The organism is Achromobacter sp. 2789STDY5608621 (assembly GCF_001299375.1).
Classification (GTDB): Bacteria; Pseudomonadota; Gammaproteobacteria; order Burkholderiales; family Burkholderiaceae_B; genus Achromobacter; species Achromobacter insuavis.
The window spans coordinates 67,052-81,728 of the sequence record NZ_CYTU01000024.1 but is presented as its reverse complement, the minus strand read 5'-3'; the positions used below and the strand labels follow the sequence as shown (position 1 = coordinate 81,728).

The following is a 14,677-nucleotide window of genomic DNA, read 5'->3' as shown; positions in this document are numbered from 1 at the left end:
CAGTAGTCTCACAGGTTGTTTACCGGCCCAGCAGGTCCAGCAGTTCGAGAAATGCGGCGTCGGGCGCCATGACTGCGTCTGCCAAGCCGCGGCTGACGCCGGCCGCCCCCATGAAGCAGGCGGCTTGTGTGTCGCGCACGGAATCCGGCGCGATATTTCGATTTCGGGCAACAGTTCCCACGAACAGCTCGCCCATCGTGTTGATCTCGGCCTGAACACTACTCAGGGCCGCTTCGGATAGCGGCAGCTCGGGGCGGAAGTCCGCCTTATGGCTGCCGTAGGTGATGAACGTCACAGCAACCCCTGACGCGGTCAGCGCCTTGGACAGATCGACGTGCATCACGATCACGCCGATCGAGCCGACCCCACCGGTGCGCGGCACGATGATGCGGTCAGCTGCACTGGCGATCGCATACCCCGCCGAATAGGCTGACTCGGTCAAGATGGCCCAGATGGGCTTATCGCCCCGCAGACTGTAGATGGTGTCGACTAGGTCGAAACAGCCCGCGACCTCGCCGCCGGGCGAGTCAATATCCAACACGATTGCCTCGACCGCAGGATCTCCGTGGGCGCTCAGAATGCTCTGCCTGATGCCGTCATAGCCAGTCATGCCCGAATAGGGCCGGAGCGACCCAAGCTTCTGCACGAGCGTGCCTTGCACCTTGATGCAGGCAACAGGGGTATCCCCAACCATGTCGTAGCCGGCGTCCCGGATCGTCTCCCCGGGCTTGACCAGGTCATCGTCATAGTCATCCCAGGCCATCGGACGCAAATTCGCGCCGTCCAACCGCATGATCTGGCTGACTCCGAGCCGCTCGGCGAGCGCGGCCATGATGACCTCGGCCTTGTCCTGACGAATCGCCAGCGGCGTGTTGAACAGCCGCTGGCCTAAGTGCGCAAAACGCATTTATTTTTCCTCCGGTAGTTGGGCGGCGTCTTTCGAATCCAACCCCTGAAGCACTGCCGGGACGGGCAAGCCCAGTCGCTCGTAGCGTTCGATTTCGATAGCCCGCCGGTCGGCCACGTCGCGCCAGTCGGTGCCGGATATCTCCGCACACTCATCCTCAAGCGAGGACATGCCGCCGTCGATGCCCAACAACGCGCCTTGACGCTCTTTGACGATGTTGACCAACCCTCGGCCCGGCCCCATCCACTTGGCGCGCGCATACGCCGCACGCGCTTCGATAAATTCAGGGGCGTTTCTCGGCATCGGGTAGTCATCCACGTCCATGGATTCCTCCAGCCATGCGCAATAAATCGGGTGGGCCTGACCGGACGCGAAGCCAATCCGCCGACGGGCGAAGGTCTTCCACGCCTCCAGCATCGCAGACCGATACGCGCTGTAGTTCACTTCCGCCCAGTTCTGGCTGATCTGCTGCGCGGCCAGTCCGGTCCCTGCGGAAAAATGCCGCAACATGGCGCTTTCAAACGAAGCAAAGTTGCCACTCGGCCGGCTCGAGGCAACAGTGCCGATCGTCTCGCCCGGGTACAGGTGTGTAACCCCGGCATCGCCCAACCGAGTGCGGCGCTCCTGGTGGAATTCCGAGCGCTCGCGCTGGTATGCGCTGACCTTGTCCGACCCCGCCAGGGCTTCCTCGACGAGATCCGTATCGAACGGGCTTTGAATGTAGGCAGCAAAGAATGCGTTGATGATGGCCGCATCCAGCTCGGTGCTGTCGTACTTGATCAGCATCTTGAACCGCTGGATCACCGGCGTGAGAAAGCCGACCCCTCGATGCTGCGACGCCCGATCATGATCGAAACTATGCACCACAATCGGACGCCCCCAGTTCGTCTCGCGCGCGATGCGATCCCATCGCACGCTATCGCCAGCGCTGAACCAATCCCCCTGATGAGCGCGCCGGATGTGATACCAGGTTGGCACGCCGTAGCTATCGACCTCCACGCCCCCACGCAAAGCCTGCTGGTCGAAATTTTGCTGCGGGTTGGAGAGACGATCCGGATCCATAATCTGCACCGCTGTCGCGTACCGGGCGCGCCCGACCGCGATGCGATCAGGCAGCCAATGCAGCATCGAAAGCGCATCACCGTCAATGAGGTGGTGCCGGAATCCGAGTTGCATCATTTGCGGGAACGAGAGCATGCGCTCTGAATCGCAGTAGAAGAACGGATCATTCGCCCACGACCGCCAGTTTGCTTCCACCGCCTGGCCGAACTCGTCCGCCCAGCGGTGATCGAACGCCTTGATGCCGGTCACCGTCCGCAGCCAGCGATAGTCCGGCTTGGAGATCGGTCGAAAATCCGGCCCGATGACGTTGTCGACGGTTCGCATCACCGCAGCTGTCGCCCAGCCATCATTGCGGATCAGGTCTCGTGCCCGCGCCGCCAGGCGGTCGCGGTACATATTGACCTCACCGTCCGGCGAGGATAGATAAGGATGCCAATCGCGAACGTGGCCACCGTGCTGGTCAGCCGCGTCATATGGCGCGTTGCCACCTGGCGCCAACATGGTCCCAAGGCGGCGAACCGCGGGCAACGGCTTACCGTGCCTGTCCAGGATAGAAATTGAGTTTTCCATCAGCGCATCACGAAGTTAATCTGCCGGCGCGCCCGAGGGACGATGCCGAGCAATTTCTGCAGGAGGGCGATTTCACCCTGGAGACGGCTCAAGTCGGTGGCCCTGTACGTGACCGACTTCGAGCCATCGGATTGCGCGTAGCTGGCGGCGGCCACCTGCTTGCCCATCAGGAGTTCAAAATAGGCGGCCTTCAGGGCGGTCAGCCGCGCCTGCATATCCTCCCTGCTCATTCCGTCATAAACGCTCATGGCGTACCTCGTTATGCAAGTTTGCTCACCCGCGAGCGCCCGGAGCCTGCCGACTTGACCCGTACCGTAGGACCGCTATGGCCCGAGCCAGTCGCTGGCGTCGGCGCGACCGACACCTCGCCGTCCGGCAAGGGCGGTGCCCCATGTAGAAACTCCGCCAGATCCTCGACGGATCGATTCAGCTTGAGACCGAAGTGGATCAACGCGCAGAGCGCGGCATATGCGTAGACGCGACAGTCCAACGCCTCGTTGGCTCGACCCGACGGCAGTTCCCACACGCGGTACTTATGCCCGCTCGCTTCCTTGACCACGATCCGCTCGGAAGTGAGCTGCGCGTAGTAGTTCAGATCGCGGTCCGCCGGGAAGTGCATGAATCCAGGCCCCGGGGTTTCCTTGTTCAACCGGTTCCGAATCGTGTCTTTCGCCGTGTTGACGCCGATGATGGTTGGGCGATAGGTAGCCTTATTTCGTCGGCTGGGCACCTTCGTAGGCCAAACCGGCGAGCGCTGCCCATTCCGCGCGGACTCGCCCTTGATGGCGTAGACCCGGCGACCCAAGCGGGCCTTGGCAAATTCGTACACCCGCTGCGTGTTGTGACCGCCGGAGTCGATGCACGCTGCCGATACGCTGTAGGGCCGGCCATCATGGCGATACCACTGCTTCAGCAGGTAAGCGTCAACGCGCGCCCACAGCTCAGGCGTTTCCGGATCGCCTTCGAACACCTCATAGTCGATGGACCAGCTTTCCTCGTCTCGGCCCCACCCGACCAGCTCGCACTCAACGCGGTCCGGCTGCACATCCAGACCTGCAGTCAGCACCCCAACGCCGAACGGAACCTGGGCAGCCCAAAGCTCACCGCGCGCAGCCAGCGTTTCCAGATCCAGGTCCTTACCGCTGTGCGCACGGTGGGGCAGACCCATCTGCGTGTTCCACCATGCCTGCTTCAGATCCTCATCGTCCTTAGCTGCAAGCCACTTTGCCGCAATGTCCGCCGGCTTATCCTTGGTCCAAGGGGAATACAGCTTGCTGGCCTGGAAGCCGGCATGCTGGTTATCAACGGCCCAGGTCCCGCACTCCGGACACTTCACCCTGTACACAGCATGGCGATCGCTGGCCCACCAATCCCACACTGCATCCACTGCGGTGATGCCGCCACTGCCAGGATCGGCGGCTTCAGCATCGCGCCAGGCTCGGTCGTAAATTTCGAGCGGGACATGACGGTGACCGCAGCAGCTGAATGGCCGCGTCTGGTGCCACCGGACAGTCTGCAAGGCCCGCAGCCGATCGCCCTCCGACCAGCCCATTCCGCACGCCTCACAGAAAATCCGTGCTGTCTTGGGGAAATGTTCCTGGACGACGCCCTTTTCGTCCTTGCGCTTCTTCCAGTCAACGTGTCGGAAAAAATCCAAGAACTGGCGATGCCCGCAGCCGGGGCAGCACACCGAGGCGCGCCGCTGGTCTGACGCCAAATAGCTTTTCTCGATGCGGCTTTCGTCCTGCACAGTCGGCGAGCAAGCCCGCACCGACAACCAGTTGGCGCCAAAGCTCGCGGTACGCTCTTCCGCCAAGGAAATCGGGTCCCCCTCTCGGGTGACCGGGTACTTGTCCACTTCGTCAGCGAGAATCACCCGCACCGGACGGCGAGCCAGGTTGTCGGGGCTGCCGGCGCCTGCCAGCGCCAAGAACCCGCCCGGGAAGGACTTGAATAGCAGCGTCTCGTCGGCGGTCCGCGTCTTGCTGGACCCGACCAGTTCGCGCAGCACGGGCGTCACCCGTACCATCGGATTGATCCGCTCTTTGCTGAACTGCTCGGCAGCATCTTCTTTCGGCTGCAACAGCAGCATCGGGCATGGATCCAGGTGCGCGAAGTACCCGAAGATGTTCTCCAGCAGCGCTGTCTTCAGCATCTGCGTACTGACCATGGCCGTGATGACATGCACGCCGGGTTCGGTGGGCGCGAGCATCGGACCTCGCGCGACCTCTACCGTGCTGGTCGACCAGTTCCCCGAGGTACTGCCAGCCTCTTTCGCCAGCTTTCGATAGCGGTCTGCCCAGTCCGGCACGCTGATCCGCGGTGGCGACGTCCAGCCTTGGCGAGCAGCCCGCAGCAAGGCGGCCCGCTTATCCTGTGCTGAAGTCGGCGGCGGGTTCGCCAAGTTGTGAGATTTGTTTGTGGACATGCGCAGTCAAAGCCTCGGTGACCCGGTCGGCCTCTTCCAGCCCTAGTTCGGCGGCCAGCAGCGGACCAATCTTCGCGGGCCAGTTCAGCCACGCATCGCGCTGCCCCCGAGAGGCTTCGAAAAGTACGGCCTGGGCCACGGCAAGCTCCACCAGCGCCCCGGATTTCTGTTCGTATTCCAGCTGCCGCAGTAGCGCCAGCCAGTTCTCCTTTCGTCGCAGGGCCTCGGCGTAGTCGACCCCCTCACCCTCGTTCAACATCCGGGCGGCTTCGGCCTCCAGCGAATTGCTGTCGTCAGGCGCTCCGTCGCCGCCCCCCTCGGGTTCGCTCGGCCGTCGATTCGCCGACGGCCGCGCCGGCTTTGCTGCGGCCTTCGAAGCCGTCGCATTGGCCTGGCGCCATGGCGAGCCGATCAGAGCCGGATCAAGGGTTCCATCCTTCTTCGCCTTCAGCCGCCCCTGCGTGATCGCGCGCCGCACCAGCGTGTCGGAACAGCTTTCCCGGCGGGCGAACTCCCGGATAGACAGGCCTTTTTCCGCTTTTGCCACAGTGCGAACACCTCCTGTTGATCTGTTCGCGCCCCAATTTCAGACGCAATTGCTACGGCCAAACTCACCGCAAGCCCGCATGGCTATTGCGTCCCGACCACCGGCGCGAACAGGACGGCGCGAACAAAATGCGAACACCAGTGCAAACAGGTGTTCGCACCCCGAAAATGCGCCAGAGCCGCATAGATACGCGCTCCAGGCCTGTTTTATGCGGGGGAGCGAACAGGGTGCGAACACCTTTAGCACCCCAGCGCTGGGCACAAAACGCGGCGCGCAATGCCCGCGGTGCTTACCCCTCCATAGGGGACCCGTCGGGGTTGAAGCGGGCGGCGTAGCCGAGGATCGTCGCCACGACGCCGTCCACCTGCTCGCCCAGCGGCAGCGCTCGAGCCTCGCCGTCCTGCACGAATGCGTCGCGGTCGGCGCGCACGTCCAGTTCCCAAGCACTCACGGCAGCGCGCAGCTGGGCGGTCGTAATCGAGGTCATGCTTTCCATGTGGTTTCTCACTTCGCAGTTTTCAGGGCCTGCGCCAAGGCGGCGTCGAAGTCCCCAGGGAAATGCCGCTCGACCACTTCGCGCGCGGTCGTGCCGAAGTTCAGTTGCTTCTTGACGGGCAAGGCGTCGCCGAACCGGATCAGGAGCTTCAGATGGCCGCCGCGGTTCTGCTGGCTTGCCAGCTGACCGGTCGTCACCGCCTGGCGCCGCCCACCTGCCTTCACGCCACGCGCCCGCTTGGGCGCAACGCGCTGCCATACCCCATTCACGGCCTGGCCGTTGCGCGTGCGTATCGAGCCTACATAGACGTCCGGCCTTGCCTTCAGGCGCCCCATAGCGGCGCGAGGCAGGTTGCCATAGCTATTCAGCTTCACTCCCTTGGGATTCAGCAGCGCCCGGCTGTTCAGCTTGTGGACGCCGCCGGTCTCGTAGGGCAGCAGGTAGGCGGCCGCGATCTTCTTGATGTAGACCACTGCCACCGGTGACGACTTGCGAGCCTTGCTGACCCCGACCGACTTCTGCGTGAATGGCGTCGGGTTGTCGAAGGTCGACTTGATGTTGGCCTGCTCGGCGGCCTGGACGCGGGCCGCGGTCGCGTTGATGGCCTGCGCCATCGCAAACGGCAGCTGCTTGGCCGTGAATGCATCCATGCGGCGCAGCACGTCTTTCAGGTTGGACGTGATCTTGATGTCAAGCACAGCGCCCTCTCCTGTCTATGATCTTGCCGGGTGCCACCAACTGCACACCGCCCGGCGACGATGATCCCAACCCCGCGCGTCATACCCAACGCGCAGCCCTCGGTGGCAAAGGTTCGGAATAGATAAGCCCGTCAGCCGGCCCAGCTCTGAATCAGCAGCTCGGCGCGCGGCACGCCCCCGCCCCCGCCGACGGTGTAGCGGATGTCCAGCACCTGCATGGAAAAGCCGGCGAAGGCTTCGCGCATCTTCGGATGGTCATTGACGCTGACCAGCGCGCGACCTTTCATCGACCGCATGGAATCAGCCATCGCCGCGTACTGCTCGATGCCGAATTCCACTCCGTAGCCGGCCGTGTCCCAGTAGGGCGGGTCCATGTAGAAGAGCGTGTGCGGCCTGTCGTAGCGCTTCACGCAATCCAGCCAGGGCAGATGCTCCACGTAGATACGCGCCAGGCGAAGGTGGGCTGCGGACAACGTTTCTTCCAGCCGGAGCAGGTTCAGCCCCGGCGGCGCCGTCGTTGCGGTGCCGAACGTCTGACCCTCCAGCTTGCCGCTGAAGCAGTTCTGCATCAGGTAGTAGAAGCGGGCCGCCCGCTGAATATCAGTCAGCGTCTCGGGCCGCGTTTCTTTCTGCCACTTGAACATCTGCCGGCTGGTCAGCGCCCACTTGAACTGGCGGACGAATTCCTCCAGGTGGTGTTGCACTACCCGGTACAGGTTGACCAGGTCGCCGTTGATGTCGTTCAGCACCTCCACCTTGGCCGGCTCCGACCTGGCGAAAAGCAATGCCGCCCCGCCCGCGAATGGCTCGACGTAGCAGGAATGCTTGGGAAAAAGGGGAAGAATCTTGTCGGCCAGGCGGCGCTTGCCACCCAGCCAGGGAATGATCGGTTTTGCCACTTGTGAGCGTCCATGTAAACTGGCCGCCGCCTGTACAGGTGGGGCGGCCTTGGGTCGTTCACGGGCCTCGTCCGTGTTTCGGCTGACAGCGCGCGAACTCGCGATTCGCATGCTGTCGCCGCCTTTTTTCTCATCTCTCGATAAGATGAGCGTGATTTGCACGCCTTCATCAGCGAAGGTTGACTAACCCTCAACAGAATCAGGAATGCTTGAAAAATGACGCCTTACTCGATTCACTACCGCCTAGGCAATGAGAAGGATCGCGAGAGCTACGATCAGCGCTATCGAGCGTTGCAAGAAGCGATTGACATCCTCGGACGCGAACTTGGCTTGCACGTCGATGCGACCTCGACCGTTTGGATGCGGTCCTCTCTAGATGGAGAGACCATTGCGAAGGTTCTGAAAATTAGAGTTGATCCTCGACACGACGTGGTGCTCGTCAAGCCCGCCGATGCCCCGATCATTTTCTCGGTAGGTGACGACATCATTCCTTTCGAGTTTGAGATTCAGACCGGTATCAAGGTAATTCCGGTATAAGCCGCGCTGGCACTTGCCTGCCATAACCAACAGTAGCTAGAAAGGAAAGCCCCCATCGGAATTGCCGTATGGGGGCTTTTTCTACAACTAAGGAAGCATTCGCTAAGGCGCGCGCAAGCGCTAATTCAGCGGAGGCATAAACAAAGGGGCGGCTACCACGGCTGCCTGAAATAGAGCGGCCAACGCCGCCGACGCTGCCGCCAAAGCGTTGACCCTGCCCTGCTTTCGAAGGGTCGCGACAACATCCACCCACTTGCCATCGCGGTCCCGTGAAATCGGGCCTTGGCCGCCACGGAAGTTCAGGTACTTTGCATCTTCTGAGACGTCTCCGGAGTAGTCCGAGAGAACGCGTAGAACCGACGCCCAAGCCCAAAGGCCAGCCGCGGTAAGAGCGAAAACAGCAGAAATGACGTTGAGACAGAAGAGCATGACCTGAATGCATAAAGCCCCGGCTTTCTATTCCGGGGCTTTCTGGGCGGACTTCTGAGGAAATCCAATAGAGCGGATTTTGAACCCGAAAAGTTCTCGCGTCAAGGGTTAAGGAATAAATCCACCATCGCGCAACAGTTTCTCGGCGGCTGCGTGCGCCCCCTGCTCGATTCCGTACACCGCAGGCTCGCTCGTCTTGGCCTTTCGCGCACCCTTGATCCAGCTCGCCGTCTTGGCGCTGGCCCGCTTGCTGGTGGACAGGCTGCAATCATGCCGCTTCGCCAGATCCTCCAACCCTACACCGTCTTTTCCCTCGAAAAGGCGGCGCAGCAGGTCCAGCCGCATTTCGCTGTTGACGCTCGGCATGGCGAGGAATTCCGCCAATTCGTTCGCCAGCGCCCGTATGGCAGTCAGCCATTCAAGGTGGTCACCTGCGCAACCGCAGAATTTGCAGGGCGACTTTCGTTGACCGTACCTGGCGCGCAAGACAGCGAAGTGCAACGGTAATAGGCCCTTCTCCAGGAACTTGCGGGCAGTGCCCGTCTCGGCGGCGCCGTCGATCCCGGAGAACGGCCCCGGGTCACCCAAGCGGGCGTCGGCTGCTCGCGCCATCGCAGGGCGCGCGGCAGTATGGCGCTCGTCGCTGAAGGCGTAGTCCAGCGCCACGGCCAGGCGAGGGAATGGCGTTGTGCGCTCCATCACAGCCCCTCCACCTTCGCATCGGGCAAGTACACCGGCTCCGGCTCGTTGCTACCGCCGACGATGCGCAGCCAGGTGTAGAGCTGCTCGCGGGCCTCAGCACCGTGCCGGGGGTGGCCGGCCCACATCAGCACCCACTGTCCGCGCTCGACTTCGCCCAGCGTCATCAGATGCTTGGCAAGCAGGCGGTCGTACATGGGACGGTCGGCGAGCGCAACGCCCCCGCGGCAGCGCCAGCAGCGGCACGGGGCGTAGGACGCCGCAAGGCTGGTCAATTGCGCCTGAATGATGCGGCCGGCTTCGGCGTGCTGGGTGGGCTTCGGTTCCTCGTAGGGAACCTCCATCCAGGCTTCTTCGATTTGTTGATCGAGCATGATCTATCCTTCAAACGATTCCAGGGTTGTAGGGAGGGACGCGCAGCAGCCGCGCCACAAGCTCAACCGCGGAACCGTCCAGGACGGCCCCCTCGGTAAAGCGCAACACCTTCCAAGCCCGCGAGGGTGGCGGCGTTGTACTTCGGTAGGCCTTTCACCACTTCGGCAAAGGCCTGAAAAATGCTTCGAACTTACGCGCCGTTCTGTTCTCGTCGGATCTGCGCCCGCGCGACCATGATTTGGTCTAGCCGTTCTGCCTCAGCATCGACTTCTTGCTCGGTGCCCACGAAAATCGGCACCCAGTCATTCGGCGCCGAATTCGCAAGGAAATGGCGGCGCCAGCCGTCGATCGAGCGTTTCAGCTCCTGAACGTGGAACGTGTTGGCCTCATGGGACCATTCCAGCACCCATAGGTCTTTCATCGTGCCTCCTGGCTGAACTTGAGGTATTGGTATGAGCGGCGGGCATCATCCAGCGTGTACTGGCCCGTGCTGCGGTTGAAGTACAGGCTGATCTTGCGGCGGCCGACATCATCCCGATCCTTGAGCACTTCCAGCCGCGCATCGGGCGTATCGGTGTCTTCGCCGGGAGGCTTCTGGGCGGACCAGACCGAGAACACGTTATCGGCGCCGTTCGTGATGTGGCCACTGCCGGCGACGTCCAGCTTGCCCGGCGCCTTGGTTTCGTCGCTCGCCTTGCGCGGGTGAGCGACGAGGTGGACGTGGCTCTGGGTGGCGTGTGCGAAGGACACGATCTTGCGCATCGCCGTCTTCTGCGCCGTCATGGAGCCCGGGCCGTCCTCAGGTACGTCGAGCATCATCAGGCTGTCGATGACGAAGTGGCCGCAGCCGTAGCGACTCGCGGCGTAGGCAAAAACCTCCAGCAGCCGGTCCAGGCCGGCGATGCCGACCACGTTGAAGATCCACATGCGGCCCTGCAACCAGTTCTGGACGGCACTCAGGTACGCCGGTGTGGGCCGGTCGATGCCCGTGATCTGCTTGGCCAGGCGCTTGAGCTGCTGAGCCGGCGTCAGCTCGCCCGAAAACATGCACACCGGGACGTCGCCCTGCATCACGGGAATCAGGGCCTGGCTGAGCATCAGGCTCTTGCCGTGGCCGTTGATGCCGGTCCACACGCTGACGCGCGCCGGCAGCCATTCCCACCAGTCCATGGCCCGGCCACAGAATGAAAGCTGGGGGTAAGCCGGCGCGTCGTGAGCGGGCCAGAACATCGCCTGCGTGGCAGGCATGAAGTCGGCCAGTTGCTGGAGTTCATCCGGGTCCAGCCCTCGCGCCTGCTTGATGCAATGTTCGAAGTCTTCGCCGCTGGCCTTGTACTCGGTCAGGTACTCATTGGCGTCCTTGGCCTTGCCGAAGGTGGCGATGCGACAGCGCTCCAGACCCAGTCTCATGGCCACCTCACGCGCGCCCTTGTGCCCAGCCTCGTCGTTGTCGTAGCACAGCACGATGTCGCTAAACTGCTGCAGGCGCTCCCAGTCGTTTTCGATCCACTGGTGATTGCCCGCTCCCGCGTTGACCGACAGAGACGGAATGCCGACCTGGTGACCTGTCATGGCGTCGATCTCGCCTTCGAAGATCGCGACCATTCGCGCGTTCAGGTCAATCAGGTGCCAGCCAAACAGGCAGGGCTCGGCGCCGCCGGCCTGCAGCATGTCCTTCTTCTCGTCCGGGTTGCGGGATTTCGTGTTGACCAGCTCGCCGTCGCGCAGGTACGGAAAAATCGCGTAGACCTTGTCGCGCCGCTCCTGTTCGCCGATCCGGAATGCGGTGATGGTTTCCTCGGTCAAGCCGCGGCCCATCAGCCATTCGCGCACGCGCGCCTTCGGCGTCCGACATTGGGGCTTGGCCGGAAGCTTGTACGGCTCGCGCTTGGGCGGTTTCAGCGGAACGTCGTCGCGCACGCCCAGGTATTGCTTGGCTTCCCGCATTGCCTCGGGCAGGTCACAACGCCGCACCGCCATCCACAGGTCCAACAGATCGCCGCCGATGCCTGCCGAGAAATCGGACCAGACTCCCGCCTTTGCACCGCTGATGCTAACGGACAGCGAATCGCCAGCATCTCCCGACACGTTGCCGATCTTCCATTCCCGTCCGTGCTTCTTGCCGCCGGGCAACAGGTACGCGGCGACGGTCGCGGCCGAGTCCGCCAGCCGGCGGGACAGTTCCTGCGCGTTCATTCGGACGCCCCCCGTGCAGCAGCCTGGCTGGCCTTCCAAGCCGGCCAATCCTGCTCAGTGCGCACCCGCTGCCGGTTTTCCCACATCCAGCGGTTGCCCTCGGTGCAGCCGGCATTCTCCGCTTCCCACTGGTTGGAAAACCCGACCACGGCGTACCACGGCTTAACCCCACCAGGTGCGTTTGCGGCCGTGTCAGACGTCGACGGCAACCATTCGCGCCAGTGTTCACCAGGGCCGTAGAACGTGCTGGCCATGAGCACGAATTGAGTGCCGGTCTTGTTCCCGGTATCGCAAAACTTGGCATAGCCGCGAGTTGCCTCGACCAGTTCCTGCGCCGTAGCGTCGCCGGCACGAACCCGAGCCTTCCATGCCGTCCATGCCGCTTTACGCGGGTTTCCACCTTCGCGCTTGGGGTAGGCTGACCACGCCGTCATGAACTCCGGCGAAGGCTCATCTGCCCCACCGCTTTGACGTGCCGGCACGGCTTGATCACACGTGCCATCCGACAGGATGGTACGAGAGTGTTTTCTTTCTTTTGTTTTATATCCTTTTGTGGTGACCAAATCGGTCACCCCTAAAAAACCAATTTGGTCACTGTGACCGATTTGGTCACCCCCGTGACTGTTTTGGTCACCCCCAGTGACCGATTTGGTCACCCCGCTAGTAGTGACCGATTCGGTCACTGGGGTGACTGTTTTGGTCACTGTATTGGGGGTGACTGATTCAGTCACTCCGGTGACCATTTTGGTCACCCCTGATAAGGCAGCGAGTTGCCATTGGCCATATCGCTTGTTGACGCCCAAGCGGTAGCCATGGACGCCGGTGTCGCGGCGCAATACGCCGGCGGCGCACAGTTCGCGGACGGTCTTTCCTACGTGGGTCTTTGCGATTCCAGTCATCTGTTCCAACTGAGTAAGGCCGATCTCGTCGCTCTTCTTTCCGTAGCCATAGGTCTTGCGCACCACGGCCATCACGACGGCCCACTGGCGCGCTGAGAAGCCGGCACGGCACATTGCCTCCAGCAACTCATTTGCGAGGCGTGTGTGGCCCTCTTCGACCTGCGGCGATGCGTTGTCGTGTGTCAATGCGCGCCTCAGAACGGCAATCCGTCGTCGGGCACCCACACGACGCGGAACCTGCCGGCGGACGCGGGCAGCGCCCGTTGCGCCAGGGCAGCGGCCTCTCGCACTCGGTCGGCGGGCAGTTCTGCGAACTCCGGCCCGTCACCGATCAGTTGGCGGATGGGGTCTTGCGTGATCTGAACGCCGAACAAGGTCGACAGCGGCACATCGATCGCTTCGGGGCCTGAGCCGCTGACGATCCGGGGCGGCTGATCGGGCTGGTGCTGCACAAGGGAAACTTCCCTTTCCGTGCCGCGCGCGTCCGTGTAGCGCAGCAAAGGCACGATCATGCGAGGGGTCATAGAACCTCCATCACTCCACAGAGAAGGCACTTCGGCAGGACGGGTGGAGGAGTCCGTCTTTTCGGGAGCTACCCTAGCCGTGTGCACACTGATACCCGCCCGGCTATGCGCCGTAGCGGCGTTTCCAATGCGCCCGGATGCACTCTTCGCGCTCGAGGCCACGATCGAAATCTGCGATCCATTTGCGCAGTCCGCGGCGGCGCCACAGCAGCCAGAGGCCAATGCAACACCCGGCGATCAGCATCAGCAGCCACGTGAACGCGGCCACCAGGATCAAGATCGAAACGGCTGTGTTCATGGCTACACGTCCTCGGGGCCAATCCAGACAGCGCCAGGCGCCGGCGGCGTCCGGGTGTCGCCGGGGAAGTGCTTCGAAGCAACACCCTCCGGCTCGATATGGGCGGTCGAGTCCACTTGTGACAGAATGTTGGTTCCCACACCCCCAACCTGCTCGCAAGGGACTGACCATGGAAAAGAGAAACCAGGCACCACCGCGGCGCAATCCGACGCCGCAGCCTCAACCTCAAAGGATGCGGAATGACGACCCAGCAGGCCATAACGACCGTTGAAAGGAACCACGCCGAGGCGGTCCTTGATGTCCTCTATGGCGTGACGTTCAACGACATGAACGAACGCTTTTATCGACGGATCGATAGCGTCTTTTCGTTGATCAATATGGTTGGCGGCTCTGCCGCAGTCGCAGCAGTGGCGGGCGGTCGCGGGGTCGTTGCGGGAGTCATCGGCGGCGTAATCGCCGCTGCGGCATACCTCGAGCGAGAAATCCGCCCCGCACAGAAGGCCGTCCGCTGCGCCGTGCAGCGAGAAAAATTCGGTGACTTGGCGGCCAGGGCCCCCGAGTTGACATTGGCCGAAATCGACCGCGAATTGCGGCGCCTTCAGGCGAATGGCCCGGATACGATCACCGCGCTCGCAATTCCAGCTCACAACGCCAATCTCCGCACGAACGGGTTTGAGAATTTGGTGGTCGACGTACCCTTCCTTGGCCGATTGGCTTGCTGGATTGCCTAATAGCCAGGGGCTCACACCGCGGTGCTGCATCTGTCGCGTCTCGTTGTAGGTGGACTGCGAAACCCCGGAGTCTTCGGCGCGGTCGATGAGAGTGGTGTCGGCGTTAGCCATGGGCGGCCGCCCGTGCGAGGTGCGCCCAATCCACATCCGGACGCAGGGCCTGCATTCGCACTTGTCGACCGGATTCGCGATCTATGGAGATAGCGAGGCCTTCGCTACAGCGGCGGTTCCCGTAGGCAACCTGGCGAAGGTATGCAACCGAAGTGCCGCAGCGGCTAGCGAATGCGCCTTGTTCTGCGGGGCTTAGGCTATTGAGGTAGTCCTGGAGGGTCATGAGCTATCACCTTGTTCGGATAGCTAAACAATATCAAAAGATATCGAT

The 14,677-nt window shown here is 62.5% G+C and carries 17 protein-coding genes; 1 reads left to right on the top strand and 16 read right to left on the bottom strand.

The genetic code is table 11. From position 1 onward, the window contains the following. Positions 1-19: 19 nt before the first annotated feature. The 8 genes from AOZ53_RS20885 to AOZ53_RS20850 form a co-directional block, all read right to left on the bottom strand. A complete protein-coding gene (locus AOZ53_RS20885) occupies positions 20-907 on the bottom strand; it encodes a S49 family peptidase (RefSeq protein ID WP_054489143.1) in 888 nt (295 codons plus the stop codon). Further along, entirely contained in the window at positions 908-2,539 is a 1,632-nt protein-coding gene (locus tag AOZ53_RS20880) for a phage portal protein (RefSeq protein ID WP_197286505.1), read from the bottom strand. Further along, on the bottom strand, positions 2,539-2,787 hold the full coding sequence (gpW, locus tag AOZ53_RS20875; RefSeq protein ID WP_054435147.1) for a gpW family head-tail joining protein: 249 nt from the start codon (positions 2,785-2,787) through the stop codon (positions 2,539-2,541). The genes AOZ53_RS20880 and gpW overlap by 1 nt, the downstream gene beginning before the upstream one ends. Before the next feature lie 11 nt (positions 2,788-2,798). Then, positions 2,799-4,967, bottom strand: a complete 2,169-nt coding sequence (locus AOZ53_RS20870) for a phage terminase large subunit family protein (RefSeq protein ID WP_082385722.1) — start codon at positions 4,965-4,967, stop codon at positions 2,799-2,801. Continuing rightward, a complete protein-coding gene (locus AOZ53_RS20865; protein WP_054489142.1) occupies positions 4,909-5,514 on the bottom strand; it encodes a hypothetical protein in 606 nt (201 codons plus the stop codon). Before AOZ53_RS20865 ends, AOZ53_RS20870 begins: the two co-directional genes overlap by 59 nt. A gap of 289 nt (positions 5,515-5,803) precedes the next feature. Next, a complete protein-coding gene (locus AOZ53_RS20860) occupies positions 5,804-6,010 on the bottom strand; it encodes a hypothetical protein (RefSeq protein WP_054489140.1) in 207 nt (68 codons plus the stop codon). A gap of 8 nt (positions 6,011-6,018) precedes the next feature. Continuing rightward, positions 6,019-6,708: a hypothetical protein gene (locus AOZ53_RS20855; RefSeq protein WP_054489138.1), complete on the bottom strand. Its 690-nt coding sequence runs from the start codon at positions 6,706-6,708 to the stop codon at positions 6,019-6,021. A gap of 131 nt (positions 6,709-6,839) precedes the next feature. After that, positions 6,840-7,607 (bottom strand): DNA adenine methylase, encoded by a 768-nt coding sequence (locus tag AOZ53_RS20850; RefSeq protein WP_054489136.1) that lies wholly within the window; start codon positions 7,605-7,607, stop codon positions 6,840-6,842. 216 nt (positions 7,608-7,823) lie between these two features. Between AOZ53_RS20850 and AOZ53_RS20845 the strand changes: the two genes are divergently transcribed. Further along, positions 7,824-8,144: a hypothetical protein gene (locus AOZ53_RS20845; RefSeq protein ID WP_054489134.1), complete on the top strand. Its 321-nt coding sequence runs from the start codon at positions 7,824-7,826 to the stop codon at positions 8,142-8,144. A gap of 537 nt (positions 8,145-8,681) precedes the next feature. On the opposite strand, the gene AOZ53_RS20840 is transcribed toward AOZ53_RS20845, so the two are convergent. From AOZ53_RS20840 to AOZ53_RS34350, 8 genes are all read right to left on the bottom strand, one after another. Beyond that, positions 8,682-9,272, bottom strand: a complete 591-nt coding sequence (locus AOZ53_RS20840) for a hypothetical protein (RefSeq protein WP_231690652.1) — start codon at positions 9,270-9,272, stop codon at positions 8,682-8,684. Next, the gene (locus tag AOZ53_RS20835) at positions 9,272-9,646 is read right to left on the bottom strand and encodes a hypothetical protein (RefSeq protein WP_054489131.1); all 375 of its coding nucleotides are present in this window, start codon (positions 9,644-9,646) and stop codon (positions 9,272-9,274) included. The genes AOZ53_RS20840 and AOZ53_RS20835 overlap by 1 nt, the downstream gene beginning before the upstream one ends. A 191-nt stretch (positions 9,647-9,837) precedes the next feature. Then, the gene (locus AOZ53_RS20830) at positions 9,838-10,068 is read right to left on the bottom strand and encodes a hypothetical protein (protein ID WP_054435123.1); all 231 of its coding nucleotides are present in this window, start codon (positions 10,066-10,068) and stop codon (positions 9,838-9,840) included. Then, a complete protein-coding gene (locus tag AOZ53_RS20825; RefSeq protein WP_054435120.1) occupies positions 10,065-11,843 on the bottom strand; it encodes a toprim domain-containing protein in 1,779 nt (592 codons plus the stop codon). The genes AOZ53_RS20830 and AOZ53_RS20825 overlap by 4 nt, the downstream gene beginning before the upstream one ends. Continuing rightward, a complete protein-coding gene (locus tag AOZ53_RS33690) occupies positions 11,840-12,928 on the bottom strand; it encodes a replication protein (protein ID WP_180180003.1) in 1,089 nt (362 codons plus the stop codon). Before AOZ53_RS33690 ends, AOZ53_RS20825 begins: the two co-directional genes overlap by 4 nt. Before the next feature lie 8 nt (positions 12,929-12,936). Then, positions 12,937-13,266, bottom strand: a complete 330-nt coding sequence (locus AOZ53_RS20820; protein ID WP_156333460.1) for a hypothetical protein — start codon at positions 13,264-13,266, stop codon at positions 12,937-12,939. 103 nt (positions 13,267-13,369) lie between these two features. Next, a complete protein-coding gene (locus AOZ53_RS20815) occupies positions 13,370-13,564 on the bottom strand; it encodes a hypothetical protein (RefSeq protein ID WP_054489127.1) in 195 nt (64 codons plus the stop codon). A 2-nt stretch (positions 13,565-13,566) separates the two neighbouring features. After that, complete coding sequence (locus tag AOZ53_RS34350; protein WP_156333459.1) at positions 13,567-14,406, bottom strand: hypothetical protein; 840 nt, start codon at positions 14,404-14,406, stop codon at positions 13,567-13,569. Positions 14,407-14,677 lie beyond the last annotated feature (271 nt).

What these genes read in the sequence shown, in the direction of transcription:
- AOZ53_RS20885 (WP_054489143.1), bottom strand. Translation starts at nt 907, where the DNA reads ATGCGTTTTGCGCACTTAGGCCAGCGGCTGTTCAACACGCCGCTGGCG.
- AOZ53_RS20880 (WP_197286505.1), bottom strand. Translation starts at nt 2,539, where the DNA reads ATGGAAAACTCAATTTCTATCCTGGACAGGCACGGTAAGCCGTTGCCC.
- gpW (WP_054435147.1), bottom strand. Translation starts at nt 2,787, where the DNA reads ATGAGCGTTTATGACGGAATGAGCAGGGAGGATATGCAGGCGCGGCTG.
- AOZ53_RS20870 (WP_082385722.1), bottom strand. Translation starts at nt 4,967, where the DNA reads ATGTCCACAAACAAATCTCACAACTTGGCGAACCCGCCGCCGACTTCA.
- AOZ53_RS20860 (WP_054489140.1), bottom strand. Translation starts at nt 6,010, where the DNA reads ATGGAAAGCATGACCTCGATTACGACCGCCCAGCTGCGCGCTGCCGTG.
- AOZ53_RS20845 (WP_054489134.1), top strand. Translation starts at nt 7,824, where the DNA reads ATGACGCCTTACTCGATTCACTACCGCCTAGGCAATGAGAAGGATCGC.
- AOZ53_RS20840 (WP_231690652.1), bottom strand. Translation starts at nt 9,272, where the DNA reads ATGGAGCGCACAACGCCATTCCCTCGCCTGGCCGTGGCGCTGGACTAC.
- AOZ53_RS20835 (WP_054489131.1), bottom strand. Translation starts at nt 9,646, where the DNA reads ATGCTCGATCAACAAATCGAAGAAGCCTGGATGGAGGTTCCCTACGAG.
- AOZ53_RS20830 (WP_054435123.1), bottom strand. Translation starts at nt 10,068, where the DNA reads ATGAAAGACCTATGGGTGCTGGAATGGTCCCATGAGGCCAACACGTTC.
- AOZ53_RS20825 (WP_054435120.1), bottom strand. Translation starts at nt 11,843, where the DNA reads ATGAACGCGCAGGAACTGTCCCGCCGGCTGGCGGACTCGGCCGCGACC.
- AOZ53_RS20820 (WP_156333460.1), bottom strand. Translation starts at nt 13,266, where the DNA reads ATGACCCCTCGCATGATCGTGCCTTTGCTGCGCTACACGGACGCGCGC.
- AOZ53_RS20815 (WP_054489127.1), bottom strand. Translation starts at nt 13,564, where the DNA reads ATGAACACAGCCGTTTCGATCTTGATCCTGGTGGCCGCGTTCACGTGG.
- AOZ53_RS34350 (WP_156333459.1), bottom strand. Translation starts at nt 14,406, where the DNA reads ATGGCTAACGCCGACACCACTCTCATCGACCGCGCCGAAGACTCCGGG.